We start from the raw sequence: 26,024 nt of genomic DNA, 5'->3' as shown, positions 1-26,024 counted from the left end.
GAAACTGATGTTCGACTATAAATTGCTTTCCGCCCTGGCGGCGGTGGTGGAGCAGGCCGGCTTCGAGCGTGGCGCGCAGGTACTGGGGCTTTCTCAGTCAGCGATTTCCCAGCGCATCAAGTTACTGGAGGCGCGTATTGGCCAACCGGTGCTGGTGCGGGCCACGCCACCTACACCCACCGACATCGGGCGACGTTTGCTCAACCATGTGCAACAGGTGCGCTTGCTCGAGCGCGACCTGCAAAGCCAGGTGCCAGCGCTGGACGAGGAGGGCATGCCCGAGCGCCTGCGCATCGCCTTGAACGCCGACAGCCTCGCCACCTGGTGGGCCGAGGCCGTCAGCGACTTTTGCGCCGAGCAGCATTTGTTGCTGGACCTGGTGGTGGAAGACCAGACCGTGGGCCTCAAGCGCATGCGCGCCGGTGAAGTGGCGGCCTGTATCTGCGCCAGCGAACGCCCGGTGGCCGGGGCGCGCAGTCTGTTGCTCGGTGCCATGCGCTACCGTGCGTTGGCCAGCCCTGCATTTATAACGCGGCATTTTCCCGAGGGCGTGCGTGCCGATCAGTTGGCACGCACGCCGGCGCTGGTGTTCGGCCCGGACGATTTCCTGCAGCACCGCTACCTGGCATCGCTGGGCGTGGACGGCGGTTTCGAGCACCATTTGTGCCCGTCCTCCGAAGGTTTTATTCGCCTGACCGAAGCCGGACTGGGTTGGGGCCTGGTGCCGGAATTACAGGTGCGCGACCAGTTGCAAAGCGGCGCTTTAGTCGAGTTGTTGCCAGATAAGCCCATCGACGTGCCGTTGTACTGGCATCATTGGCGCAATGGTGGGCAATTGTTGGGGCTGCTGACCGATCACTTGGCCCAGGCCTGTGGCCAATGGTTGGTGCCGTTGGACTGATGGCGTGCGTCAAGGCAACAGCGATGAAAAACGAAAGAGCATGGGGTAACAAATGAAAATTCTGGTCACCGGCGCAAGCGGCTTCATCGGCGGGCGTTTTGCACGTTTCGCCCTGGAGCAGGGCCTGGACGTGCGGGTCAACGGGCGGCGTGCCGAAGGTGTGGAGCACCTGGTAAGGCGCGGCGCCGAGTTTATCCAGGGTGATCTCAATGATGCCGACCTGGTGCGCGAGCTGTGCCGCGATGTCGAAGCCGTGGTGCATTGCGCCGGCGCCGTCGGGTTGTGGGGCAAGTACCAGGACTTCCACCAGGGCAATGTGCTGGTCACCGAAAACGTCGTCGAGGCCTGCCTCAAGGAGCGTGTCGGGCGCCTGGTGCACTTGTCGTCGCCGTCGATCTACTTTGATGGCCGCGACCACCTGGGGCTGACCGAGGAGCAAGTGCCAAAGCGCTTCAAGCATCCCTACGCCGCCACCAAATACCTGGCGGAGCAGAAGGTGTTTGGCGCCCAGGAATTCGGCCTCGAAGTACTTGCGCTGCGCCCGCGTTTTGTCACCGGGGCCGGCGACATGAGCATCTTCCCGCGCCTGCTTAAAATGCAGCGCAAGAACCGCCTGGCTATCGTCGGTGATGGTTTGAACAAGGTCGACTTCACCAGTGTGCACAACCTCAATGAGGCACTGCTCAGCAGCTTGCTCGCCACCGGCTCGGCGTTGGGCAAGGCCTACAACATCAGTAATGGCGCGCCGGTGCCAGTGTGGGATGTGGTCAATTATGTAATGCGCCAGATGGACATGCCCCAGGTCACCCGGTATCGGTCGTACGGTTTGTCCTACAGCGTGGCGGCGTTGAACGAGGCATTCTGCGCAATGTGGCCGGGTCGCCCGGAGCCGTCGTTGTCGCGCCTGGGCATGCAGGTCATGAACAAAGATTTCACCCTGGACATCAGCCGTGCCAGGCATTATCTCGACTACGAGCCCAAGGTCAGCCTGTGGACGGCGCTCGATGAGTTCTGCAGTTGGTGGAAAGCTCAGGAGCCGGGGCTGAAATAAGCTCACAACCAGCAACACATCGGGAACCGAATTCAGGCTTCCGGGTCGATCAATGCGGCGCCAACGGGGTTTATACTCCGCTCGCTCGGCTTTTCCGGTCGCCATCTCACCGATTCAGGGTTGATTCATGCGTAACGATGCCAAAGACGATTTCGACAACGTTCCCAGCCTGCGGGCCGACATCGGGGACGATGATGATTTCGAGCCGACTCCCGCCACCTCCGTGCGCTCGCGCACAACCAAGGTGGTCAAGGTCAAGAGCGCCAGTACCGGCCCCCTGTGGGCCTTGGTCGGCGCGCTGCTGATCGCCTTCGCCGGCCTTGCCTGGTGGAGCTTCCAGCAGATTTCCCTGATGGGCCAGCAGTTGGTCGCCACCCAGGAAAGCTTTGCACGCATCAGTGAAGAAGCAGCGGGGCGCCTGCAAGACATTTCCGGCAAGGTGGTGGCCAGCGAGGCCAACGTCAACAACGGCAGCGAAGCCCTCAAGTTGCAGATCAAGCAGTTGGAAACCCAATTGCTGGAGCAAGGCAAGCAGCAAGTCGGCGTGGCCGGGCAGGCAACCGAACTCGACCAGCGCCTGGCACAGATGAGTGCCAGCACCACTGAACTGTCGAGCGCGAATGCCAAGCTGCAAGGCCAGGTGCAGGCGCTGACCGATGCCGTGGCCACACTTAAGGCGGCGCAGGGTGAGGTCAAGGATCTGTCCGCCGACGTGGCGGCCCTTAAAAAGCAAGGCAACCCGAGCGCGGCCATCGCCCGCCTGGAACAGGACCTGGTGGTGCTCAAAAGCGCGCAGGAGAACCAGCCCGCCAATAGTGATGCGCCAACCAATAAAGAGTTTGACGTGTTCCGCATCCAGACCACGCGCAACATCACCACGTTGCAGAGCCAGGTGCAGAACCTTAACCAACAGCTCAACGCGCCAGCGCGGGTCACCCCACTGGGCCAATAACCCAATGATCGTTCCCACGCTCTGCGTGGGAATGCCGCCATGGACGCTCCGCGTCCCGCTGCCGGGTTGTGCAGGGGTGGCGCAGAGCGCCACGGGCTGCATTCCCACGCGGAGCGTGGGAACGATCGACGGGCTCTGCGTGGGAACGATCAAATGTCACCAGGTGGTGACATTTCCCATCCCCTTCGTTACTTGCCCTCGTCTCGCCCTTGTTTAGACTCCGGTCATCCCATAAAAAATAAAAAGGGCTACCCATGACCATGCAACCACTGCCTGCCAGCAGTTGGCTGAACGCACCTGCCCATCACGCCTGGCTCGCCAGCGAAGGCCAACGTCTGCTGGCGTTCGCCAAAGCCTCACGCCTGCCAGACGGCTTTGGCAACCTTGACGGCAACGGCCAACTGCCGGCCGACGCCCACGCCGAAACCATGAACACGGCGCGCATGACCCACAGCTTTGCCATGGCCCATGCCATGGGGGTGCCGGGTTATGCCGACCTGGTTGCCCATGGCGTTGCCGCCCTCAGTGGCCCCTTGCGCGATAGCGAACACGGCGGCTGGTTCGCCGCGCCCAACGCATTGGATGGCAACCGTGGCAAAGCCGCTTACCTGCACGCGTTCGTTGCCCTGGCTGCCAGCTCTGCCGTAGTGGCCGGCGCACCCGGTGCGCAGAACCTGCTCCACGACGCCGTGCATATCATCGACCAGTTCTTCTGGAGCGAGGAGGAGGGCGTGATGCTCGAGTCCTTCGCCCAGGACTGGAGCGGCGTCGAAGCCTATCGCGGCGCCAACAGCAACATGCACGCCACCGAAGCCTTCCTGGCACTGGCCGATGTCACCGGTGAAACACGCTGGCTGGACCGCGCGCTGCGCATTGTCGAGCGCGTTATCCACACTCACGCTGCCGGCAACCAGTTCATGGTGATCGAGCATTTCGACACGCACTGGCAACCCTTGCTCGGCTACAACGAAGACAACCCTGCCGATGGCTTCCGCCCGTATGGCATCACCCCCGGCCACGGTTTCGAATGGGCACGTTTGGTGCTGCACCTGGAAGCCGCACGCCTGCAAGCCGGGCTGGCCACGCCGGACTGGCTGGTGAGCGACGCCCGCGGCCTGTTCGCCAGCGCCTGCGAATACGCCTGGGCCGTGGACGGCGCTCCCGGCATCGTCTACACCCTGGACTGGAAGCACCAGCCAGTGGTGCGCGAGCGCCTGCACTGGACCCATGCCGAAGCCAGCGCGGCGGCCCAGGCTTTGCTCAAACGCACTGGCGAGCTGCATTACGAAACCTGGTATCGGCGCTTTTGGGAGTTCTGCGAAAGCCACTTTATCGACCGTATCAACGGCAGCTGGCACCACGAACTCAGCCCGCACAACCAGCCCAGCAGCAAGATCTGGGGTGGCAAGCCGGACCTGTACCATGCCTGGCAAGCGGTCGTACTGCCTGTACTACCCTTGTCACCGAGTATGACCAGCGCATTGGGTCAAGGATGCTATGTCACCAAGTGGTGACATTTGTGCGTCCCTTTGTTACCTGCGCGCTAAAAATCCATGTTTAAACTCCGTGCAGCGCAAGCTCTAGACTTGCATGCATAACAACAAGAAAAGGTATTCAGATGAACGCGATTAATCGCCTCGCCGTTGCTATTTCCATTGCCTCGTTGTTTCCCCTCAGTGCATTTGCCGCCGACTCGAAAGGGACGGTTGAAGTTGTGCATTGGTGGACCTCAGGCGGTGAAAAAGCAGCAGTAGACGTACTGAAGGCTCAAGTTGAGAAAGATGGCTTCGTCTGGAAAGACGGCGCCGTAGCCGGTGGCGGTGGCGCCACTGCAATGACTGTGCTGAAAAGCCGCGCAGTCGCTGGCAACCCGCCAGGCGTTGCCCAGATCAAAGGCCCGGACATTCAGGAATGGGCGTCCACTGGCTTGCTCGACACCGACGTGCTTAAAGACGTCGCCAAAGAAGAAAAGTGGGACTCGCTGCTCGACAAGAAAGTCTCCGATACCGTGAAGTACGAAGGTAACTACGTTGCCGTGCCGGTCAACATTCACCGCGTAAACTGGCTGTGGATCAATCCGGAAGTCTTCAAGAAAGCCGGTATCACCAAGAACCCGACCACCCTCGAAGAATTCTACGCAGCCGGCGACAAACTCAAGGCCGCAGGCTTCATCCCGCTCGCCCACGGTGGCCAGCCTTGGCAGGACAGCACCGTATTTGAAGCGGTCGTACTGTCGGTGATGGGTGCCGACGGCTACAAGAAAGCCCTGGTTGACCTGGATAACGACGCGCTGACCGGCCCGCAAATGGTCAAGGCCCTGACTGAGCTTAAAAAGGTCGCGACCTATATGGACGTCGACGGCAAAGGCCAGGACTGGAACCTGGAAGCCGGCAAAGTCATCAACGGCAAGGCCGGCATGCAGATCATGGGTGACTGGGCCAAGTCCGAGTGGACTGCCGCCAAGAAAGTCGCCGGCAAAGACTACGAGTGCGTAGCCTTCCCGGGTACCGACAAAGCCTTTACCTACAACATCGACTCCCTGGCGGTGTTCAAGGTTAAAGACAAGGGCACTCAGGAAGGTCAGAAGGACATCGCCAAAGTGGTACTGGGTGAAAACTTCCAGAAAGTCTTCAGCATCAACAAAGGCTCGATCCCGGTTCGTACCGACATGCTCAATGAAATGGACAAGCTCGGTTTCGACTCCTGCGCCCAGACCGCTGCCAAGGACTTCCTTGCCGACGCCAAGACCGGTGGCCTGCAGCCAAGTATGGCCCACAACATGGCCACTACCCTGGCGGTACAAGGTGCGTTCTTTGATGTCGTGACCAACTACATCAACGACCCGAAAGCCGACCCGGCCGACACCGCCAAGAAACTCGGCGCTGCGATCAAGTCTGCCAAGTAACGGTTAGCACGGCTGGTCCTTGTGAGGGGAAACCCCCTGACCCCTCACAAGGCTTGCTCCTGTAGTCCTTTTTCCCTGTACTGGATTTTCCCATGAGTTCTGTTGCTGTGTTCAGCAAGGCCTCGCCGTTCGATGCGCTGCAGCGCTGGCTCCCTAAGCTGGTGCTGGCGCCGAGCATGTTCATCGTGCTGGTGGGCTTCTACGGCTACATCCTGTGGACATTCGTGCTGTCGTTCACCACGTCCACGTTCCTGCCCAGCTACAAATGGGCTGGTCTTGCACAATACGCGCGGTTGTTCGACAACGACCGTTGGTGGGTGGCGAGCAAGAACCTGGCGCTGTTCGGCGGGATGTTTATCGGCATCACCTTGGTGATCGGCGTGACACTGGCGATTTTCCTCGACCAGAAAATCCGCCGCGAAGGCTTTATCCGCACCATTTACCTGTACCCGATGGCGCTCTCGATGATCGTGACCGGTACGGCCTGGAAATGGCTGCTCAACCCGGGCATGGGCCTGGACAAACTTCTGCGTGACTGGGGCTGGGAAGGCTTCCGTCTCGACTGGCTGATCGACCCCGACCGCGTGGTGTATTGCCTGGTGATTGCCGCCGTGTGGCAAGCCTCGGGCTTCATCATGGCGATGTTCCTGGCCGGCCTGCGTGGCGTTGATCAGTCGATCGTGCGCGCCGCGCAAATCGATGGCGCCAGCCTGCCGCGCATCTACTGGAGCGTGGTGCTGCCAAGCCTGCGCCCGGTGTTCTTCAGTGCGGTGATGATCCTCGCGCACATCGCGATCAAGAGCTTCGACCTGGTAGCGGCCATGACCGCCGGCGGCCCGGGCTACTCGTCCGATCTGCCTGCGATGTTCATGTACTCGTTCACCTTCAGCCGTGGCCAGATGGGCATGGGCTCGGCCAGTGCAATCCTGATGCTCGGCGCGATCCTCGCGATCATCGTGCCTTACCTGTATTCCGAGCTGAGGACCAAGCGCAATGACTAGTCTCGCCTCCAAACCTGCCATCAGCCTGAGTCGCATCGCGATCTACGCGGTGCTGATCCTCGCCGTGCTGCTGTACCTGGTGCCGCTGGTGGTGATGCTGCTGACCAGCTTCAAAACCCCCGAAGACATCAGCACCGGCAACCTGCTGAGCTGGCCGACCGTCGTGACCGGCATCGGCTGGGTCAAGGCCTGGGCCACCGTTGACGGTTACTTCTGGAACTCGATCAAGATCACCGTTCCGGCGGTACTGATCTCCACCGCCATCGGCGCGTTGAACGGCTATGTACTGTCGTTCTGGCGCTTCAAAGGTTCGCAGCTGTTCTTCGGCTTGCTGCTGTTCGGCTGCTTCCTGCCGTTCCAGACCGTGCTGCTGCCGGCCTCGTTCACCCTCGGCAAGATGGGCCTGGCCAGTACCACCACGGGCCTGGTGTTTGTGCACGTGGTCTACGGGTTGGCGTTTACTACGCTGTTCTTCCGTAATTACTACGTGAGCATTCCAGATGCTCTGATCAAGGCGGCGCGACTGGACGGTGCAGGTTTCTTCACCATCTTCCGGCTGATCATTCTGCCGATGTCGACGCCGATCATCATGGTCTGCCTGATCTGGCAGTTCACCCAGATCTGGAACGACTTCCTGTTTGGCGTGGTGTTCTCCAGCGGCGACTCGCAGCCCATTACGGTGGCGCTGAACAACCTGGTCAACACCAGCACCGGGGCCAAGGAATATAACGTGGATATGGCGGCGGCGATGATCGCCGGGCTGCCGACCCTGCTGGTCTATGTGATCGCAGGCAAGTATTTCGTGCGCGGCCTCACGGCCGGCGCGGTCAAGGGGTAATCATGGCTACGCTCGAACTTCGCAATGTAAACAAGACCTATGGCGCCGGCCTGCCCGACACCTTGAAGAACATCGAACTGTCGATCAAAGAGGGTGAGTTCCTGATTCTGGTCGGCCCTTCGGGGTGCGGTAAATCCACGCTGATGAACTGCATCGCCGGCCTTGAGACCATCACCGGCGGCGCGATCATGATCGGCGACCAGGACGTGAGCGGCATGAGCCCCAAGGACCGTGACATCGCCATGGTGTTTCAGTCCTACGCGCTGTACCCGACCATGAGCGTGCGCGAGAACATCGAGTTCGGCCTCAAGATCCGCAAGATGCCCCAGGCGGATATTGACGCCGAAGTGGCGCGCGTGGCCAAGCTGCTGCAGATCGAGCACCTGCTTAACCGCAAGCCAGGTCAGTTGTCCGGTGGCCAGCAACAGCGTGTGGCCATGGGCCGCGCCCTGGCACGTCGGCCGAAGATCTACCTGTTCGACGAACCGCTGTCCAACCTCGACGCCAAGCTGCGTGTCGAGATGCGCACCGAAATGAAACTGATGCACCAGCGCCTGAAAACCACCACCGTGTACGTCACCCACGACCAGATCGAAGCAATGACCCTGGGCGATAAAGTGGCGGTGATGAAGGACGGCATCATTCAACAATTTGGCACGCCGAAAGAAATCTATAACGACCCGGCCAACCTGTTTGTGGCAAGCTTTATCGGTTCACCTCCAATGAACTTCATACCTTTGCGCCTGCAACGCAAGGACGGTCGCCTGGTGGCACTGCTCGACAGCGGCCAGGCCCGTTGCGAGCTGCCGCTGGGTATGAGTGATGCTGGGCTTGAAGATCGCGATGTGATCCTGGGTCTGCGCCCGGAGCAAATTGTTCTGGCCACGGGTGAAGCGAATGGGTCGTCGAGCATTCGTGCCGAAGTCCAGGTCACTGAGCCGACCGGTCCGGACACGTTGGTGTTTGTGCAACTCAATGACACCAAAGTCTGCTGCCGCCTCGCGCCGGACGTTGCACCGCAGGTCGGTGAGACCCTGACCCTGCAATTCGACCCGGCCAAGGTATTGCTGTTCGACGCCAAAACCGGCGAACGCTTGGGCACTGCTGCCTCATTGCCTGCACACGGGCATGCCGACAACGTGGCCCAATTCAAAGGCCGCTGAAGCAGATAACTTGTTGTTTTGGTTAAAAAAAAGTAACCCGCGTTAGATAAAAACAGTTAAATAACAATAAAGACGAGGATGTAGGGATGAAAAAGCAACACAACAACACTCGGCTGATCTGCCAACTGTCAGCAGCAGCAGCCCTGGTATTGTCCGCCAATGCGATGGCGGCCGATGCATTCAGCGCCGATTCCAAGTGGATGACCGGCGATTGGGGTGGCGAGCGTACCAAGCTGATCGAGCAAGGTATCGACATCAAGGCTGACTACGTAGGGGAAATGGGCGCCAACCTGCACGGCGGCTATAACGACGACAAGACCGGCCGTTACTCCGACCAGTTCGGGTTGGGCGTAGCGCTCGATCTGCAAAAGCTGTGGGGCTGGGACAACACCCAGGCCAAGATCCAGTTGACCAACCGTAATGGCCAAAACATCTCCAACGACCGTATCGGTGACCCGCGTGCCGGCACGCTGAGTTCGTCGATGGAAGTCTATGGTCGTGGCCACATGGTGCGTCTGACCCAGTTCTGGATTCAGCACCAGATGTTCGATAACAAGCTGGACGTGAAACTCGGTTACTTCGGTGAAGGCGAAGACTTCAACACCTTCCCATGCGACTTCCAGAACCTGTCGTTCTGTGGCTCGCAGGTGGGTAACTATGTAAACACCTGGTACAACTGGCCGGTCGCCCAGGCCGCTATCCGCGTGAAGTACAACATCACGCCTGAGCTGTATGCGCAGATCGGTGCGTACAACCAGAACCCGTCGCAGCTTGAGCACGGCAATGGCTTCAAACTCAGCGGCAGCGGCACCAAGGGCACCGTGATTCCGGTGGAGTTGGTCTGGTCGCCGAAGGTCAATGGCCTGCCGGGCGAATACCGCGTGGGTTACTACAAGAGCGCCGCGGATGCCAGCGACGTACGTGAAGACGTTAACGGCAACGATGCCGCCACCTCAGGCTTGGCTTACCGTACCCGTAGCAGCAAAAGCGGCTATTGGGGCGTTGTGCAGCAGCAACTTACCACCCATAACGGCGACGCGTCGCGCGGCCTGAACATCGCGGCCAACGCCACCTTCCACGACAAGGACACCAACCTCGTCGACAACTATCAGTCGTTGATGCTGGTCTACAAAGGCCCGTTCGATGCGCGTCCAAAAGATGACGTCGGTATCGGTTTCTCCCGCATCCATGTCAACCAGGACGTGAGGAAAAACGCAGAGTTGCTGAACGCAGCCGGTGGTTTCACCGACTACGATCAGGTGGGCTACGCGCCGCTGCGTGACACCGAGTACAACACTGAAATCAACTACGGCTTCCACGTCACCAACTGGCTGACCGTGCGTCCTAACCTGCAATACGTTACCCACCCAGGTGGCGTCGATAAAGTCGACAACGCGTTGGTAGCGGGCCTGAAAATTCAGTCTACGTTCTAACGCTGTTGCGATAAGCTCCTTCTCTCTGTGCGCATTTTGCGGGTAGCCATGGCTACCCGCTTTTTTTGGGGCGCGCTGCACTACCCATGTGGGAGCTGGCTTGCCTGCGATGCAAACGACGCGGTCTGCCTGGATGGCCGAGGCGATGCCATCGCAGGCAAGCCAGCTCCCACAGGGTAACCAAGCTTGAGCAACAATGAACTCCAGGACCGTGGCACATGCATGAGCATCCGCTGCAACGCTTTTTCAAATCCCTGCGTGAACAACCGGTGTTCGCCTGGGAGCGCTTTCAGATGCGCGATGTATTGGTGATCGACCATCCGCTGTGCCAGGCGGTGTTCAGCCGCCAGGGTGCGCAATTGCTGCACTTTCAGCCCACAGGCCAGAAACCCTGGCTGTGGTGCGCAGCCAAGTGGCCACAAGTCGGCGCCATCCGTGGTGGCGTGCCGGTGTGCTGGCCCTGGTATGGGCGCCATCCGAGCGAAAACGCCTGGCCGTCCCATGGCTGGGCGCGGCTGATCGACTGGAAACTGCTCGACAGCAGCACCGACGATGACGGTGTGCGCCTGCACTGGCAATTGCAGCTGTGCGACTGGCAGGTCGACCTGCACGCGCACCTGGGCGAAACCCTTGAGTTGCGCTTGAGCACCGAGCACCAGGACGAATTGCCGTGCCAGCTGAGCCATGCGTTGCACGCTTACTGGCGTATTGGTCACGTCGACGAGATAGCGCTGTCTGGGCTCGATGGCGCGCAAGGTTATGACCAGCTCAGTCGCCAGGTTTGCCAGCAGGAAGGCGAGCTAAGGGTGGATGGTGGATGCCAGCGGGTGTTCCAGCATGAGGGTGAACTGCAGCTCAAGGACCACGCCTGGCAACGTGAGCTGTGCATCGACACCGGCGACAGCGCTGACACCGTGGTGTGGCATCCAGGCAGCCGGCCGTTGTTGGGCGTGAGCTTTAACGAGGCGTCGGGGTTTGTGTGTGTGGAGTCGGCGATGGCGGCAGCCAGTCTGGCGCCGGGGGAGCGGGCGCACCTGAGTTTGCAGGCGCGGGCCGGGGTTTAGTGGTGGAGCTTATGGCGCTATCGCAGGCAAGCCAGCTCCCACAGGGGAATGCATTCCAAATGGGCAGCTCGGTTCACTGTGGGAGCTGGCTTGCCTGCGATAGGGTCGGTACTGCTGGTGGAGATTGCTGCTAGTTAAACTCATCCCCCACCGGATACCGGCTGTCATTCAAGCTCTCTTTGATCTTGCGCAGATGCGGCTGGAAATCCACCCCGCGGCGCAAGGTCATGCCGGTTGCCAGCACGTCCAGCACCGTTAACTGAATGATCCGCGACGTCATCGGCATGTAGATGTCAGTGTCTTCCGGCAATGGAATGTTCAAGCTCACCGTACTGGCCTTGGCCAAGGGCGAGTTCTCGGCAGTCACGCCCAGTACCGACGCACCGTTTTCGCGGGCGATACGCGCCACTTCCACCAGCTCCCGCGTACGCCCGGTGTAGGAAATGATCACAAACAGCTCGCCGGTGTGCGCCACAGACGCGATCATGCGCTGCATCAGCACGTCGGCATGGGCGGTCACGGCCAGGTTGAAGCGGAAGAACTTGTGCAGCGCATCCATGGCCACCGGTGCCGAAGCGCCGAGGCCGAAGAAATGGATCTGCCGCGCCTGGATCAACAAATCCACGGCCTTGCTGATCAGCGCCGGGTCGAGGGCCTGGCACGCACTGTCCAGGGAGGCAATGGCGCTGCCAAAGATCTTCTGGGTGTAGGCCTCAGGGTTATCATCGGCTTCCACGGCGCGGCTCACATACGCCGCACCACTGGCCAAACTTTGCGCCAGCTGCAATTTAAGTTCAGGGTAACCGCTGACGCCGAACGAACGGCAGAAACGGTTGACCGTCGGTTCACTGACCGAAGCGGCTTGGGCGAGGGCGGCGATCGAGAAGCGGGTTGCCTGCTGTGGGTTTTGCAGGATGACCTCGGCGACTTTTTTCTCGGCCTTGTTCAATTCTTCGAGGCGGTTCCGGATCTGTTCCAGAAGATTTCGCACGCGGTCCATTCAGTCTTTCCTTCGGGCGACGATGCAAATAAAGGGCGGTAACCCATCGACGAGTGGCCCTTTGCGGTGGCCTATCCTACTGAGGGTAGCTGAACACCACCACTCGGAATGCGTATTTCGGGAAAATGTTGTGGTTATTACTACATTTTTCCTTGAGTGATGCCTTGAAAAAAGGTATTTGTAGCTTAACTTGATAAAAGAACAAACATCATGCCTTCGATAACCGTAGAACCCTGCACCTTTGCCCTGTTTGGCGCCTTGGGTGATCTGGCGCTGCGCAAGTTATTTCCTGCCCTCTACCAACTCGATGGCGCCGGGCTGCTGCACGACGATACGCGCATCCTGGGCCTGGCCCGTGAAGCCGGTTCCGAGCAGGAGCACCTGGCCCATATCGAAAAAGAACTGCGTAACTACGTCGGCAAGGAACTCGACGAAGCTGTGGCCGCGCGCTTCCTGGCGCGTCTGGCCTACGTGCACGTCGACTTCATGAAAGCCGATGACTACGTCGCTCTGGCCGAAAAAGTCGGCAGCGACCAACGCCTGATCGCCTATTTCGCCACCCCGGCGGCGGTGTATGGCGCGATCTGCGAGAACCTCGCCAAGGTCGGCCTGGCGGACAACACCCGCGTTGTGCTGGAAAAACCCATCGGTTCGGACCTGGAATCCTCGCGCAAGGTCAACGACGCCGTGGCGCAGTTTTTCCCGGAAAACCGCACCTACCGCATCGACCACTACCTGGGCAAAGAAACCGTACAGAACCTGATTGCGCTGCGTTTCGCCAACAGCCTGTTCGAAACCCAGTGGAACCAGCACTACATTTCCCACGTGGAAATCACCGTGGCCGAGCAGGTCGGTATCGAAGGCCGTTGGGGTTACTTCGACAAGGCCGGCCAACTGCGTGACATGATCCAGAATCACTTGCTGCAGCTGCTGTGCCTGATCGCCATGGACCCACCGGCCGACCTGTCCGCCGACAGCATCCGTGACGAGAAGGTCAAGGTGCTCAAGGCCCTGGCGCCGATCAGCCCGGAAGGCCTGACCACCCAAGTGGTGCGCGGCCAGTACATCGCCGGCTACAGCGCCGGCAAGCCGGTGCCGGGCTACCTGGAAGAAGAGAACTCCAACACCCAGAGCGACACCGAGACGTTCGTCGCCCTGCGTGCCGATATCCGCAACTGGCGTTGGGCTGGCGTGCCGTTCTACCTGCGTACTGGCAAACGCATGCCGCAAAAGCTGTCGCAGATCGTCATTCACTTCAAGGAACCGTCCCACTATATCTTCGCCCCCGAGCAGCGCCTGCAGATCAGCAACAAACTGATCATCCGCCTGCAGCCGGACGAAGGTATTTCCTTGCGCGTGATGACCAAAGAGCAAGGCCTGGACAAGGGCATGCAACTGCGCAGCGGCCCGCTGCAACTGAATTTTTCCGACACCTATCGCAGTGCACGGATTCCCGATGCCTACGAGCGGCTGTTGCTGGAAGTAATGCGCGGCAATCAGAACCTGTTTGTTCGCAAAGATGAAATCGAAGCCGCGTGGAAGTGGTGTGACCAGTTGATCGCCGGGTGGAAAAAATCCGGTGATGCGCCCAAGCCGTATGCGGCGGGGTCCTGGGGGCCGATGAGCTCAATTGCACTGATCACGCGGGATGGGAGGTCGTGGTATGGCGATATCTGAATTGAAACTGCCTCAGGGCGTGACAGCCCATGAGTACCGCACGCCGGTGTTGCTGGCCGATGGCCTGGCCACTGACGTGGCCGAGCAACTGCGCGCGGCCATCAGTGCCCGTGGCGAAGCGACCCTGGTCGTGTCCGGTGGCCGCAGCCCCGTGGCGTTTTTTCAGAACCTGGCCAAACAAGGCCTGGACTGGTCCAAGGTCACCATCACCCTGGCCGACGAGCGCTGGGTGCCGGTGGAACATGCCGACAGCAATGCCGGCCTGTTGAAAAAGTATTTGCTCCAGGGCCCGGCGGCCAAGGCCAAGTTCCTCAGCCTGTACAACGTTGCCGCGAACCTGGAAGACGCCGCCGAACTGGCCGATCGCCAGTTGGCAGAGCTACCCGCGATCGATGTGCTGGTACTCGGCATGGGCGATGACGGCCACACCGCATCGCTGTTCCCCAACAGCCCCAACCTGGGCGAGGCGCTCAAGCCTGACGGCACGCGCCGTTGCTGGCCGATGCTGGCGCCGACTGTGCCGCACCAGCGCCTGACCATGAGTCGCGCGCTGCTGGCCACGGCCCATTACACCGTGCTGTCGATTTCCGGCAGTTCGAAATTGACCACCTTGAGCGCCGCGCTGGCCAGTGACGACGTTGCTGCCATGCCGATTCGCGCGTTTTTGCAACCTACTTTAGAGATTTACTGGTGCCCATGAGCCAAGGATCAGCCGCTATGAAAAGCCCTCAACCGACCGTGTCCATGGCGGACAAAGTTGCCCTGATCGACAGCCTCTGCGCCAAGGCGCGGATCCTGCCGGTGATCACCATCGCCCGCGAACAGGACATCCTGCCGCTGGCCGATGCCCTGGCAGCCGGCGGTTTGACCGCATTGGAAGTGACCCTGCGCTCCGAGTTCGGCCTCAAGGCCATTCAGGTACTGCGCGAGCAACGCCCTGAACTGTGCACCGGTGCCGGCACCGTACTCGACCGCCACATGCTCGAAGCGGCCGAGGTTGCCGGTTCGCAGTTCATCGTCACCCCCGGCATTACCCGTGACCTGCTGGAAGCCTCGGTGCACAGCCCGATTCCGCTGTTGCCTGGCATCAGCAATGCTTCCGGCATCATGGAAGGCTATGGCCTGGGTTATCGCCGCTTCAAGCTGTTCCCGGCCGAAGTCAGCGGCGGCGTGGCTGCAATCAAGGCCCTGGGCGGCCCGTTCGGCGAAGTTAAATTCTGCCCAACCGGCGGCGTTGGCCCGGCCAACATCAAAAACTACATGGCGTTGAAAAACGTGATGTGCGTGGGCGGTAGCTGGATGCTGGACCCTGAATGGGTCAAGAACGGCGACTGGGCCCGTATCCAGGAAGTCACCGCACAGGCGCTGGCACTGCTGGACTGATCTGATTTACCGAATCGTTGTTGCTGTGCTTAACGGCATTTTTGCGGTGCACTTGGTCGGTGTACCGCTTTTTTTTGCCTGCAAAAAACTCACATTCAACTCCGATCAACTGTGGGAGCTGGCTTGCCTGCGATAGCGGTGGGTCAGGTTAGGATGTTTCTACTGATACACCGCCATCGCAGGCAAGCCAGCTCCCACAGTTTTAGTCCGTGCTTAACTCAGTTATTGCGTTGACCAACACATCGATGTCTGCCGCCGACGTCACTAGCCCAGGCGTCACCCGAATACAGGTTCCAAACGCCGCACCTGTGCGCGTGGTGGTAAACAGGTCGTACTCCTTGAGCAACCGATCCGCCATCGCCGTCTGATCCCGCCCAGTAAACTTGAACGCCGTAATCGCGCAATACAGCCGCGGATCATCCGGTGTCAGCACCTCAATCCCCGGCAACCCGCGCACCTGGCTGACCCAGCGATCACGCAGGTAATTGACGCGCGCACCCTTGGCCGCCGAGCCGCCGAGGTTGCGATGTTCCTCCAGCACCAACGGCAAGGTCATCAACGCCGGAAAATTCGGCGTGCTGTAGGAGGTGCGCGCACGCACGTCGCTGGAGGGGTAGTGAAACTCACCCATGTCCGGGTCGATATCGGCCAGGCGCTCCGGGGCGATGTACAGAAAACCCAGGGTCAGCGGCGCGCCGATCCATTTATGCAGGTTGAACCCGGCGAACTGAATGCCCAGTTCGGCGAGGTTGAAGTCAATCTGGCCCAACGCATGGGCGCCATCAAGAATCACGTCCACGCCATGCTCACGCGCCGCCTTGGCGATGGCTGCGACAGGCATCACCAGGCCGGTGCGGTGGGTGACATGGGTCAGCGCCATCAGCTTGAGGCGCGGGTACTGCACGAACGCATTGCGATAGGTCTGCACCAGGCTGTCGAAACTGGCCGGGTGGGCGTGGGCAAGTTCGACTACCTCCACACCGCGAACACCAGCCAACCAACGCATGGCACCTTTGACCGTGTCGTACTCCAGATCACTGATCAGCACCTGATCGCCTGGTTGCAGGCCGTTGTAGTTGCGGATCAGCGATTGCAGAGCCTCGGTGGCGTTGCGGGTGAAAGCGATCGCCTCCGGATCCGCATCGATCAGCCCGGCCAGTTGCCGACGGATCTCGACATTTTCACCTTGCTCAAAGCGCTGACGCACATACAGCGAGTTGCTGCGGTTGATAAAGGCCACATGCTCCAGATACTGCGCCTGCACAGCACGGCTCATGCGCCCGAAGTAGCCGTTTTCCAGATTGATCGGGCCAGGCTCCAGCTCATAGCGCTGGGCGATGGCGTGCCAGTGACGTTCGTTGTCTGCATTCCTTGGCATAGCGGGCGCTCTTTAATGACGGGGGGCAGGTTTGCCGTGTTTTACGCGCAGCGGCTCCAGCAGTTCGGACAGGCCGTTGTGGTCGATTTCCTGCATCAAAGCGAGCAAACCGCCCAGCTCGCCGTGAGGAAAACCTTCACGGGCAAACCAGTTCAGGTAGGGGCCGGGCAGGTCGGCGATGATGCGTCCCTTGTACTTGCCGAAGGGCATTTCGCGGGTGATCAGCAATTCGAGTTTTTCGGGGTTCATGGGCTTCAAGGGTTGGCGTCGAGTCCTTGGAAAATACAGGCATTCTGCATGAAGGCCAAATGACAGATCATGCAAATAACGTACATACAGATGGTTCAATATTTTGTAAGTAGCTGATATATATCAATAAATTAATTTTTCAAAACCTGGCACGGGCGCTGCACTCATTAAGACAACCTTCTAACCTGCACAAGGAATTGAAAAATGACTGACATCAACAAAGAATCGATCTCCGTACTCAACGACCTGATCGAAACCAGCAAAGACGGCCAGAAAGGCTTCGCGACTTGTGCTGAAGACATCAAGCATCCTGAGCTCAAGGCGCTGTTCCAGAAACGCTCCGCCGATTGCGCCACTGCCGCAGCCGAGCTGCAAACCGCCGTGCGTGCCCTGGGTGGCGATCCGGAAGAATCCGGTTCGGTTGCCGGCGCTCTGCACCGTGGCTGGGTCGACGTGAAGTCGCTGGTCACCGGTAAAGATGAAGAGGCAGTACTGAACGAAGCCGAGCGCGGTGAAGACCACGCCCTGAAGGCTTACAAGGAAGCGATCGAGAAAATCAACAAGCACAACCTGCTGGGTATTCGTGACCTGGTTGAGCGTCAGTTCCACGGCGCACAACGTAACCACGACCAGGTGAAAGCCCTGCGTAACCAGGCTCGCGCTAACTCGTAAGCACATTGCTGTAATTGCTTATGCTGTAACTGCCTATGCTGTAACTGAATGTGGGAGCTGGCTTGCCTGCGATAGCATCACCCCGGTGTAACTGATACGCCGAGGTGTGTGTATCGCAGGCTAGCCAGCTCCCACATTTGCTTTGTATTGATTTCGAGATTTCTATCAGCCAATGCTGATCGGCGGCAGCTCAGTCAACGTAACAACCTGTTGCTTGCGCGGCGCAAGAATTTCAGCCTCACCGTCCACCACCAGCTCATCGCGCTGGTTGAAGACGCGCGTGGCGATGCGCACACGAAACTTGGGCAACTTCTCCAGGATCTCCAGGCGCACGGTCAAGGTGTCGCCGATTTTTACCGGCTTCTGGAAGCTCATCTGCTGGCCGATGTAGATAGTGCCCGGCCCAGGCAGCTCGCACGCTACCGCTGCACTGATCAACGCGCCGCTGAACATGCCGTGGGCGATACGCTCCTTGAACATGGTCGCCTTGGCGTACTCGGCATCCAGGTGCACCGGGTTGTGGTCGCCGGACATCGCCGCGAACAGCTGGATATCGCGCTCTTCGACGGTCTTGCTGTAGCTGGCGGTCTGGCCGACTTCGAGGGCTTCGTATGGGGTGTTGGTAACCTGGGTCATCTAAAGGTGCATCCTGTGGCTAATCGGTAATTTAATAGATTGATTTTAAAGGAAAAAGTTACTCGCAGCGCGCCGGCCTGCGTAACGTCAAGGCCTGGTCGAGCCACTTCAGAACATCCGCTGTCACGTCATCGCGGTTGGTTTCGTTGAACACTTCATGACGCGCCTGCGGGTAGATATTCAATTGCAGGTTCTGGCAACCAGCCTCACGCAGGGCATGGGCCAGGCTTTTGAGACGTTTGCCTTCACTTACCGGATCACATTCGCCGCCCATTATCATAATTGGCAGGCCCGGATCGATCTGTGCGAGGTTGGACGCTTTGCTGATTTGCTGCAAGCCGCCGAGCAAGTCGATCCACAACTGGTTGGTACAGCGAAAGCCGCACAGCGGGTCATTGATGTACTTGTCCACCTCCAGCGGGTCGCGGCTTAGCCAGTCAAACGCGGTGCGGTCGGGCTTGAATGCCTTGTTGAATGAGCCGAACGACAAAAAGTCGATCAATGCACTGCGCCCGCGCAGGCCTTGGCGTGCGCGCTCCAGTCGGGCAATGACGCCGGCGGCGCGGTACAGCGCCACCGGCTGGTAATTCGAACCGCTGAGAATCGCCCCGTTCAGGCTCGCGCTATGGTGCAACAGGTACGCCTGGGCGATATAGCTGCCCATGCTGTGGCCCAGCAAGATGATCGGCAGGCCCGGCTGCTGCTGGCCGATGTGCTGGTTGAGGCTGGCGAGGTCGCCCACCACTTTATTCCAGCCATCCTTTTCGGCGTACAGGCCCAGCGTGCCTTCATCGGCGGTGCGGCCATGGCCACGCTGGTCCGGCGCGTACAGGCCGTAGCCGGCTGCGCACAGCGCTTCGGCCAGGCGTGCATAGCGCCCGCTGTGCTCGGCCATGCCGTGGGACAGCATGATCATGGCCTTGGCGGGCCCGTCCGGCAGCCATTGATTGACGTACAGGCGGCTGCGGTCATTCGCGGTCAGCCAGAAGGTGCTGTGATTCATAGCGCTTCCTTTGCTCAGGGTCGTTGCAGTGTATAGCTCATCTGGCCGGGGCTGGTGTATCTGCCTACACGTTAGGGGCAAGATTCATACAATAAATGACACAGTTGCGCGTATTTGCCTGTTTGGCCATAGCTGCTAACGTCCCCAAAGCTCCGCTTTTTATACCAATGAGAAAGCGGCCGGACACACTCAGGTACGAGGACAAGAATAATGCAACCTGATTTCTGGAATGACAAACGCGCGGCGGGCGTTCCCAATGATATCGACCTCACTACCTACAAATCGGTGATCGAGGTCTTTGAACGCTCCTGCAAGGCCTTTGCCGACCGTCCGGCGTTCAGCAACATGGGCATCACCTTGACCTACGCCGAGCTTGAGCGCCAGAGTGCCGCGTTCGCCGGCTACCTGCAAAACCACACCGACCTCAAGCCTGGCGAGCGCATCGCGGTGCAGATGCCCAACGTGCTGCATTACCCGATTGCGGTGTTCGGCGCGCTGCGCGCCGGGTTGATCGTGGTCAACACCAACCCGCTGTACACCCCGCGTGAGATGCGCCACCAGTTCAAGGATGCTGGCGTGCGCGCGCTGGTCTATCTCAACCTGTTCGGTTCGCGGGTGCAGGACGTGTGCACCGACACCGAGATCGACTACCTGATCGAAGCCAGGATGGGCGACTTCATGCCCGCCGCCAAAGGCTGGCTGGTCAACACCGTGGTCGACAAGGTCAAGAAAATGGTCCCGGCCTACAGCCTGCCACGTGCGGTGTCGTTCAAGCGCGCCTTGCGCATGGGCGCGGGCCAGGCGGTGGTTCGCCACCCGGTGACGCTGGATGATATCGCCGTGCTGCAATACACCGGCGGCACCACCGGCCTGGCCAAGGGCGCGATGCTCACCCACGGCAACCTGGTGGCGAATATGCAGCAGGCGCGGGCGTGCATGTCCCAGGTCACCGATGACGGCCAGCCGCTGGTGAAAGAAGGGCAGGAGGTGATGATTGCGCCGCTGCCGCTGTACCACATCTATGCTTTTACCGCGAACTGCATGTGCATGATGGTGACCGGCAACCACAACGTGCTGATCACCAACCCGCGTGACATCGGCGGGTTTATCAAGGAGCTGAAAAAGTGGCGGTTCTCCTGCTTGCTCGGGTTGAACACGCTGTTCGTGGCGCTCATGGATCACCCCGACTTCAAGACCCTGGATTTCTCCCATCTCAAGATCACCAATTCGGGTGGCACTGCGCTGGTCAAGGCCACCGCCGAGCGCTGGAAGGCTCTCACCGGTTGCTCCATCGGCGAAGGTTACGGCCTCACCGAAACCTCGCCGGTGGCCAGTACCAACCCCTACGGCAGCCAGTCGCGGCTGGGCACCGTGGGCATTCCGGTGCCGGGCACGGCGATGAAAGTGATTGATGATGAAGGCCGCGAGCTGCCCCTGGGCGAGCGCGGCGAGCTGTGCATCAAAGGCCCGCAGGTGATGAAGGGTTACTGGCAGCAACCCGTGGCCACCGCCGAGACCCTGGACGCCGAAGGTTGGCTCAAAACCGGTGATATTGCGGTGATCGACACCGATGGTTTTGTCAGCATCGTCGATCGCAAGAAAGACCTGATCATCGTCTCGGGCTTCAATGTGTATCCCAACGAGATCGAAGACGTGGTGATGGCGCATCCAGCAGTGGCCAACTGCGCGGTGATCGGCGTACCGGACGAACGCACCGGCGAGGCGGTGAAGCTGTTTGTGGTGGCGCGCGCCCAAGGTGTGAGCGTTGATGAGTTGAAGGCGTACTGCAAGACCAACTTCACCGGGTACAAGGTGCCCAAGCACATTGTGTTGCGTGAGTCGTTGCCGATGACGCCGGTGGGCAAGATTTTGCGCAGGGAGCTGCGCGACATCGCCTGATGTGAAATGCAATAAAAAATGTGGGAGCTGGCTTGCCTGCGATAGCGATATATCAGTCACCCGATTTATCGACTGATTCACCGCTATCGCAGGCAAGCCAGCTCCCACATTGCTATTTATCGCTCCGTAAAGCCCATTCCAGAGCGATTTACTGGCTTATAGAATCTTTGCTCTAAAAATGACCATTAGATATTCTTGAGTCATGTTTATGACTGTGGGGCCTTCTTTTGGCTCTAGGCGGCCCTTGGCAAAGCTGCTACTCTCGGCGCGCTTTGTGACTTCTCGGCCTGCTTGAAAGCGCCAGATTCACCTAAAAAAACATACACCAATAATAATCGCATCAAATGCGATGATGAATTCGCGTCGCTGAGGAGTGGGCTTCCATGAACGAAGACTTTTGGAAGGATAAGTACCCCGCCGGGATTGCTGCAGACATCAATCCAGACGAGTATCAGAATATTCAGGCGGTACTGAAACAGTCCTGCCAGCGCTTCGCCGACAAACCGGCTTTCAGCAACCTGGGCAAGACCATCACCTACGGTGAACTGTACGAATTGTCCGGCGCCTTCGCCGCCTACCTGCAACAGCATACCGATTTGAAGCCCGGCGATCGAATCGCCGTGCAACTGCCCAACGTCCTGCAATACCCGGTGGCCGTGTTCGGTGCCATCCGTGCCGGGCTGATCGTGGTCAACACCAACCCGCTGTACACCGCGCGGGAAATGGAACACCAATTCAATGATTCCGGGGCCAAGGCCCTGGTCTGCCTGGCAAACATGGCGCACCTGGCTGAAAAAGTCGTGCCCAAGACTGCCGTCAAGCACGTGATCGTCACCGAAGTCGCTGACTTGCTGTCGCCGTTCAAGCGCCTGCTGATCAACAGCGTCATCAAGTACGTGAAGAAAATGGTCCCGGCCTATCACTTGCCCAAGGCGATCAAGTTCAACGACGTGCTGGCCAAGGGGCACGGCCAACCGGTTAACGACGCCAGCCCGGCCAGCGGCGATGTGGCTGTGCTGCAATACACCGGTGGCACCACCGGCGTGGCCAAGGGCGCGATGCTCACCCACCGCAACCTTGTCGCCAACATGTTGCAGTGCAAGGCGCTGATGGGCTCCAACCTCAACGAAGGCTGCGAGATCCTGATCACACCGCTGCCGCTGTACCACATCTATGCGTTCACCTTTCATTGCATGGCGATGATGCTGATCGGCAACCACAACATCCTGATCAGCAACCCGCGCGACCTGCCGGCGATGGTCAAGGAACTGTCGAAGTGGAAGTTCAGCGGCTTTGTCGGCTTGAACACGCTGTTCGTGGCGCTGTGCAATAACGAGGCGTTCCGCAAGCTGGACTTCTCCGCACTCAAAGTGACCTTGTCGGGCGGCATGGCCCTGCAACTGGCTGCGGCTGAGCGCTGGAAAGCCGTGACCGGCTGTGGCATCTGTGAAGGTTACGGCATGACCGAAACCAGCCCGGTGGCCACCGTCAACCCGATCCAGCATATCCAGATCGGCACCATCGGCATTCCGGTGCCTTCCACGCTGTGCAAAGTCATCGCCGACGACGGCACCGAGTTGGCGCTGGGCGAAACCGGCGAGCTGTGTGTGAAAGGCCCGCAGGTGATGAAGGGCTACTGGTTGCGCGACGACTCCACCGCCGAAATGCTCGACAGTGAAGGCTGGTTGAAGACCGGTGACATCGCGATCATCCAGCAAGACGGCTACATCCGCATTGTCGACCGCAAGAAAGACATGATTCTGGTCTCCGGTTTCAACGTCTACCCCAACGAACTGGAAGACGTGCTGACAAGCCTGCCGGGCGTGCTGCAATGTGCGGCCATCGGTGTGCCGGATGAAAAATCCGGTGAGCACATCAAGATCTTTATCGTGGTCAAGCCAGGCGCGACCCTGACCAAGGACCAGGTCATGGAACACATGCGCGCCAACGTCACCGGCTACAAGGTGCCCAGGGCCGTGGAGTTCCGTGATGCATTGCCGACTACCAACGTGGGCAAGATCCTGCGCCGTGAGTTGCGCGATGAAGAGCTGAAGAAGCTGGGCCTTAAAAAGTAACCCATAAAAAACCCCGCTGATGCGGGGTTTTTTTTGGCCCGAACTGGAATGCAGTCCAATGTGGGAGCTGGCTTGCCTGCGATAGCGGTGGATCAGCTAGCCCAACTGTGAAGGGTATACCGCCATCGCAGGCAAGCCAGCTCCCACATGTTTTAATCGAGTTGTTACAAGGCGAACTGCGCGAAGCCCACGCCAGCACCTGCCGGGCGCACATCCTTCAAGAACGAATCCTTATCCGCGCTCAGCTCCAGGGTAATCTCCGGCTTGCGCTTGCCCGCGTTGCGCACCACCAGCCCTTCGATGTGTTCGCGCAGGAACGCCGTCGGCACTTTCAGGTGCAGCAACTGGTCAGTCTCGGCGTTGTGCATCAACAAGTGAACCCACTCGTACTGGCCCACACCAATGCGCACCAGCGGCAGGTCGAACCACCAGATGTTGCGTTTGCTGTCCAGGTCGGTGAAGTGGCAGTTGTTGACGCCGAGTACGGCACCGCCCAGTTCCTGGTTTCTGCGGGCGATGGCCTGTGCTTTATTGAGTTTCATAACCTTCCTACGGGATCTGTTATTCAGCGTTATAGCCTGAATGTGCCGGGCATTCTCATGGGTTGGCGGCAAAACATAAAGCCAAACCTGTCGCCGGCGATGAAATGCGCGCTGAAAATAATTGAAACTCTGCCGAACGGCCTCGGGTCAATCTCTAGGTAATGACCAAAACCCTTGATTGTTCTTTCGGAGAAATACCATGAGCAGCACATCGGATAAGGCAAAAGGTTTGAAAGATGAACTTGTCGGCAACATCAAGCAAGGTGTCGGCAAAGTCACCGGCAATGACAAGCTGCACGCTGAAGGCGTTTTGCAGGAGAAGAAAGGTCAGGTCGAAAAAGCCGTCGGCGACACCAAAGATGCGGTAAAAAAAGCCGTCAAGTAACACTGAATCGCCGGCTGGATTCATGCAGCCCGACGGCCATCTACGGATGGCCGTTTTTATGTGAAGCGTGCAACTAAAGTTTGGAAATTGTTTCAAAGTCGCCAAATGGGCTACTTTGATGTAGAAAACGGCCCCTGAGTCGCCCACGACCTCACCCTTTTGCGGCGAAAGGAGACGCTATGATTTTTCCGGTACTAGACGGCCTCAAGCTCCACAAAGTGCTGCTGCGCACCGTCAAGGAATTCGTCGATGACGAAATGCCCACCTACGCCTCGGCACTGGCCTACCAGATGCTGTTCTCGCTGTTTCCCTTCCTGCTGTTCCTCATTGCCCTGATCGGCTTCCTGCACCTGCCGGACTTTTTCACCTGGCTGCGCATGCAGTCGGAACTGGTGTTGCCGCCCCAGGCGCTGGAGCAGGTCAACCCGGTGATCGACCAGTTGCAGCAGTCCAAGGGCGGTTTGCTCTCGGTGGGTATCGTGATCGCGCTGTGGACCGCCTCGGCCGGCGTGCGCCTGATGATGAGCGCGATGAACGCCGCCTATGACGTGGTCGAAGGCCGGCCGATCTGGAAGCGCTTCCCGCTGTCGATTTTCTACACTGTCGGCATCGCCGGCATGTTGCTCGCTGCTGCCGCACTGATGGTGCTCGGCCCGCAAGTGATGGAATGGCTCGCCGGGCAGATCGGCATGCAGGAATTCGTGGTCACCTTATGGACCATCCTGCGCTGGCCCTTGATCGTGATTCTGCTGATGTTCGCCGTGGCCCTCATGTACTACGTGATGCCCGATGTTGAGCAAAAATTCCGCTTTATCACCCCAGGCTCAGTGCTGGCCGTGGTGGTGTGGATCATCGCCTCGCTGGGCTTTGGTTATTACGTCAAAACCTTTGCTGACTACAACGCGATGTATGGCAGTATCGGTGCGATCATCGTCCTGCTTCTGTACTTCTATATTTCCGCCGCTGTGTTGTTGCTCGGCGCGGAGATGAATGCCGTGATCGAGCACATGTCGGCCGAAGGCAAGGACCCAGGTGAAAAGGAATTTGATGAAGACAGCCACACGAATGAAAAACAGCACGTCTCAGGCCTGGGCCGGGACCACTCCAAGCCCACTACCGATGAAGTCTGATCGATGATCCGTGAAATCCTGAAAATGGGCGACGAGCGCCTGCTGCGCATCGCGCCACCGGTTCCGCCGGAAATGTTCGACAGCCCTGAGCTGTGGCAGTTGATTGATGACATGTTCCAGACCATGGAACACGTCGGCGGTGTCGGCCTGGCCGCGCCGCAGATTGGTGTGGACCTGCAGCTTGTTATCTTTGGTTTCGAGGCCAGCGAACGCTACCCGGATGCGCCGCCGGTGCCGCAGACCATCCTGATCAACCCGCTGATCACGCCGCTCAGCCCGGTGCTCGAAGAAGGTTACGAAGGTTGCCTGTCCGTGCCCGGCCTGCGCGGTGCAGTGGATCGTTACCAGCAGATTCGCTACGAGGGTTTCGATCCCAAGGGCGAGCCGATCGTGCGCGTTGCCGACGGCTTCCATGCGCGGGTGGTGCAGCATGAATGCGATCACCTGATCGGCCGGTTATACCCCTCGCGGATTACCGACTTCAGCAAATTCGGGTTTATCGAAGTGATGTTCCCGGATATGGATCCAAACGCTGACGAGTAACCCTCAGGCACACTGAGATAAAAATGTGGGAGCTGAGCTTGTGTGGGAGCTGGCTTGCCTGCGATAGCATCGCCTCGGTGACACTGATAAACCGAGGTGCCTGCATCGCAGGCAAGCCAGCTCCCACACAAGCCAGCTCCCACA

The 26,024-nt window shown here is 59.3% G+C and carries 25 protein-coding genes; 19 read left to right on the top strand and 6 right to left on the bottom strand.

Going from position 1 to position 26,024, the window contains the following annotated elements; genetic code table 11:
* The first annotated feature begins 7 nt into the window (after positions 1-7).
* The 10 genes from GIW28_RS20155 to GIW28_RS20110 all read left to right on the top strand — a co-directional run bounded on the left by GIW28_RS20155 (position 8) and on the right by GIW28_RS20110 (position 11,308).
* Positions 8-901 carry a LysR family transcriptional regulator ArgP gene (locus tag GIW28_RS20155; RefSeq protein WP_099550446.1) on the top strand — a complete coding sequence of 298 codons (894 nt, stop codon included), beginning with the start codon at positions 8-10 and terminating at the stop codon, positions 899-901.
* Positions 902-953: 52 nt separating this feature from the next.
* Positions 954-1,952, top strand: a complete 999-nt coding sequence (locus GIW28_RS20150) for an NAD-dependent epimerase/dehydratase family protein (RefSeq protein ID WP_099550447.1) — start codon at positions 954-956, stop codon at positions 1,950-1,952.
* Positions 1,953-2,079: 127 nt separating this feature from the next.
* On the top strand, positions 2,080-2,904 hold the full coding sequence (locus GIW28_RS20145) for an ATPase (RefSeq protein ID WP_017139180.1): 825 nt from the start codon (positions 2,080-2,082) through the stop codon (positions 2,902-2,904).
* Between the two features lie 254 nt (positions 2,905-3,158).
* On the top strand, positions 3,159-4,418 hold the full coding sequence (locus tag GIW28_RS20140; protein WP_236447101.1) for a D-mannose isomerase: 1,260 nt from the start codon (positions 3,159-3,161) through the stop codon (positions 4,416-4,418).
* Between the two features lie 104 nt (positions 4,419-4,522).
* Positions 4,523-5,809 (top strand): ABC transporter substrate-binding protein, encoded by a 1,287-nt coding sequence (locus GIW28_RS20135; protein ID WP_017139182.1) that lies wholly within the window; start codon positions 4,523-4,525, stop codon positions 5,807-5,809.
* A 92-nt stretch (positions 5,810-5,901) separates the two neighbouring features.
* Positions 5,902-6,810: a carbohydrate ABC transporter permease gene (locus GIW28_RS20130; RefSeq protein ID WP_017139183.1), complete on the top strand. Its 909-nt coding sequence runs from the start codon at positions 5,902-5,904 to the stop codon at positions 6,808-6,810.
* Positions 6,803-7,648 (top strand): carbohydrate ABC transporter permease, encoded by an 846-nt coding sequence (locus GIW28_RS20125; RefSeq protein ID WP_017139184.1) that lies wholly within the window; start codon positions 6,803-6,805, stop codon positions 7,646-7,648. The genes GIW28_RS20130 and GIW28_RS20125 overlap by 8 nt, the downstream gene beginning before the upstream one ends.
* A 2-nt stretch (positions 7,649-7,650) precedes the next feature.
* Complete coding sequence (locus GIW28_RS20120; RefSeq protein WP_017139185.1) at positions 7,651-8,811, top strand: ABC transporter ATP-binding protein; 1,161 nt, start codon at positions 7,651-7,653, stop codon at positions 8,809-8,811.
* An 86-nt stretch (positions 8,812-8,897) separates the two neighbouring features.
* A complete protein-coding gene (locus tag GIW28_RS20115) occupies positions 8,898-10,244 on the top strand; it encodes a carbohydrate porin (protein ID WP_017139186.1) in 1,347 nt (448 codons plus the stop codon).
* Positions 10,245-10,462: 218 nt separating this feature from the next.
* Positions 10,463-11,308 carry a D-hexose-6-phosphate mutarotase gene (locus GIW28_RS20110; protein ID WP_017139187.1) on the top strand — a complete coding sequence of 282 codons (846 nt, stop codon included), beginning with the start codon at positions 10,463-10,465 and terminating at the stop codon, positions 11,306-11,308.
* A 130-nt stretch (positions 11,309-11,438) separates the two neighbouring features.
* Here the strand turns inward: GIW28_RS20110 and GIW28_RS20105 are convergent, their stop codons facing one another.
* Positions 11,439-12,299 (bottom strand): MurR/RpiR family transcriptional regulator, encoded by an 861-nt coding sequence (locus GIW28_RS20105; protein WP_169985276.1) that lies wholly within the window; start codon positions 12,297-12,299, stop codon positions 11,439-11,441.
* 219 nt (positions 12,300-12,518) lie between these two features.
* Here GIW28_RS20105 and zwf point away from each other — a divergent pair, with 219 nt between their 5' ends.
* Genes zwf through GIW28_RS20090 form a run of 3 tightly spaced genes read left to right on the top strand, consistent with a single transcriptional unit; the run spans position 12,519 to position 15,368 of the window.
* Positions 12,519-13,985, top strand: coding sequence for a glucose-6-phosphate dehydrogenase (gene zwf / locus GIW28_RS20100; RefSeq protein WP_099550450.1), 1,467 nt, complete (start codon positions 12,519-12,521; stop codon positions 13,983-13,985).
* The gene (gene pgl, locus GIW28_RS20095) at positions 13,972-14,685 is read left to right on the top strand and encodes a 6-phosphogluconolactonase (protein WP_026013851.1); all 714 of its coding nucleotides are present in this window, start codon (positions 13,972-13,974) and stop codon (positions 14,683-14,685) included. Before zwf ends, pgl begins: the two co-directional genes overlap by 14 nt.
* Positions 14,686-14,702: 17 nt before the next feature.
* Positions 14,703-15,368, top strand: a complete 666-nt coding sequence (locus tag GIW28_RS20090; protein WP_026013852.1) for a bifunctional 4-hydroxy-2-oxoglutarate aldolase/2-dehydro-3-deoxy-phosphogluconate aldolase — start codon at positions 14,703-14,705, stop codon at positions 15,366-15,368.
* A gap of 202 nt (positions 15,369-15,570) precedes the next feature.
* Here the strand turns inward: GIW28_RS20090 and GIW28_RS20085 are convergent, their stop codons facing one another.
* Together GIW28_RS20085 and GIW28_RS20080 are read right to left on the bottom strand one after the other, a co-directional pair.
* The gene (locus tag GIW28_RS20085; protein WP_236447100.1) at positions 15,571-16,746 is read right to left on the bottom strand and encodes an aminotransferase class V-fold PLP-dependent enzyme; all 1,176 of its coding nucleotides are present in this window, start codon (positions 16,744-16,746) and stop codon (positions 15,571-15,573) included.
* Positions 16,747-16,758: 12 nt separating this feature from the next.
* Complete coding sequence (locus tag GIW28_RS20080) at positions 16,759-16,995, bottom strand: DUF3820 family protein (RefSeq protein WP_017139191.1); 237 nt, start codon at positions 16,993-16,995, stop codon at positions 16,759-16,761.
* 204 nt (positions 16,996-17,199) lie between these two features.
* Here GIW28_RS20080 and GIW28_RS20075 point away from each other — a divergent pair, with 204 nt between their 5' ends.
* Positions 17,200-17,667, top strand: coding sequence for a ferritin-like domain-containing protein (locus GIW28_RS20075; RefSeq protein ID WP_017139192.1), 468 nt, complete (start codon positions 17,200-17,202; stop codon positions 17,665-17,667).
* A gap of 165 nt (positions 17,668-17,832) precedes the next feature.
* On the opposite strand, the gene GIW28_RS20070 is transcribed toward GIW28_RS20075, so the two are convergent.
* Positions 17,833-18,303, bottom strand: a complete 471-nt coding sequence (locus GIW28_RS20070; RefSeq protein WP_003175719.1) for a MaoC family dehydratase — start codon at positions 18,301-18,303, stop codon at positions 17,833-17,835.
* Positions 18,304-18,361: 58 nt separating this feature from the next.
* Complete coding sequence (locus GIW28_RS20065; RefSeq protein ID WP_236447528.1) at positions 18,362-19,306, bottom strand: alpha/beta hydrolase; 945 nt, start codon at positions 19,304-19,306, stop codon at positions 18,362-18,364.
* A gap of 210 nt (positions 19,307-19,516) precedes the next feature.
* Between GIW28_RS20065 and fadD2 the strand changes: the two genes are divergently transcribed.
* Both fadD2 and fadD1 read left to right on the top strand, forming a co-directional pair.
* A complete protein-coding gene (gene fadD2 / locus GIW28_RS20060; protein ID WP_017139194.1) occupies positions 19,517-21,205 on the top strand; it encodes a long-chain-fatty-acid--CoA ligase FadD2 in 1,689 nt (562 codons plus the stop codon).
* A 383-nt stretch (positions 21,206-21,588) separates the two neighbouring features.
* Positions 21,589-23,280 carry a long-chain-fatty-acid--CoA ligase FadD1 gene (fadD1, locus tag GIW28_RS20055; protein ID WP_169985115.1) on the top strand — a complete coding sequence of 564 codons (1,692 nt, stop codon included), beginning with the start codon at positions 21,589-21,591 and terminating at the stop codon, positions 23,278-23,280.
* Positions 23,281-23,444: 164 nt separating this feature from the next.
* Here fadD1 and GIW28_RS20050 read toward each other — a convergent pair whose 3' ends face one another.
* Positions 23,445-23,822, bottom strand: coding sequence for a hypothetical protein (locus tag GIW28_RS20050; protein WP_017139196.1), 378 nt, complete (start codon positions 23,820-23,822; stop codon positions 23,445-23,447).
* Positions 23,823-24,021: 199 nt separating this feature from the next.
* Here GIW28_RS20050 and GIW28_RS20045 point away from each other — a divergent pair, with 199 nt between their 5' ends.
* The 3 genes from GIW28_RS20045 (at position 24,022) to def (ending at position 25,880) form a co-directional block, all read left to right on the top strand.
* The gene (locus GIW28_RS20045; protein ID WP_017139197.1) at positions 24,022-24,207 is read left to right on the top strand and encodes a CsbD family protein; all 186 of its coding nucleotides are present in this window, start codon (positions 24,022-24,024) and stop codon (positions 24,205-24,207) included.
* Between the two features lie 179 nt (positions 24,208-24,386).
* Positions 24,387-25,337 (top strand): YihY/virulence factor BrkB family protein, encoded by a 951-nt coding sequence (locus GIW28_RS20040; protein ID WP_017139198.1) that lies wholly within the window; start codon positions 24,387-24,389, stop codon positions 25,335-25,337.
* 3 nt (positions 25,338-25,340) lie between these two features.
* Positions 25,341-25,880 (top strand): peptide deformylase, encoded by a 540-nt coding sequence (def, locus tag GIW28_RS20035; protein ID WP_017139199.1) that lies wholly within the window; start codon positions 25,341-25,343, stop codon positions 25,878-25,880.
* Positions 25,881-26,024 lie beyond the last annotated feature (144 nt).

This window comes from Pseudomonas sp. PA-5-4B, assembly GCF_021606215.1.
GTDB classification, from domain to species: Bacteria; Pseudomonadota; Gammaproteobacteria; order Pseudomonadales; family Pseudomonadaceae; genus Aquipseudomonas; species Aquipseudomonas edaphica.
This window is presented reverse-complemented; position numbering and strand designations above follow the sequence as displayed.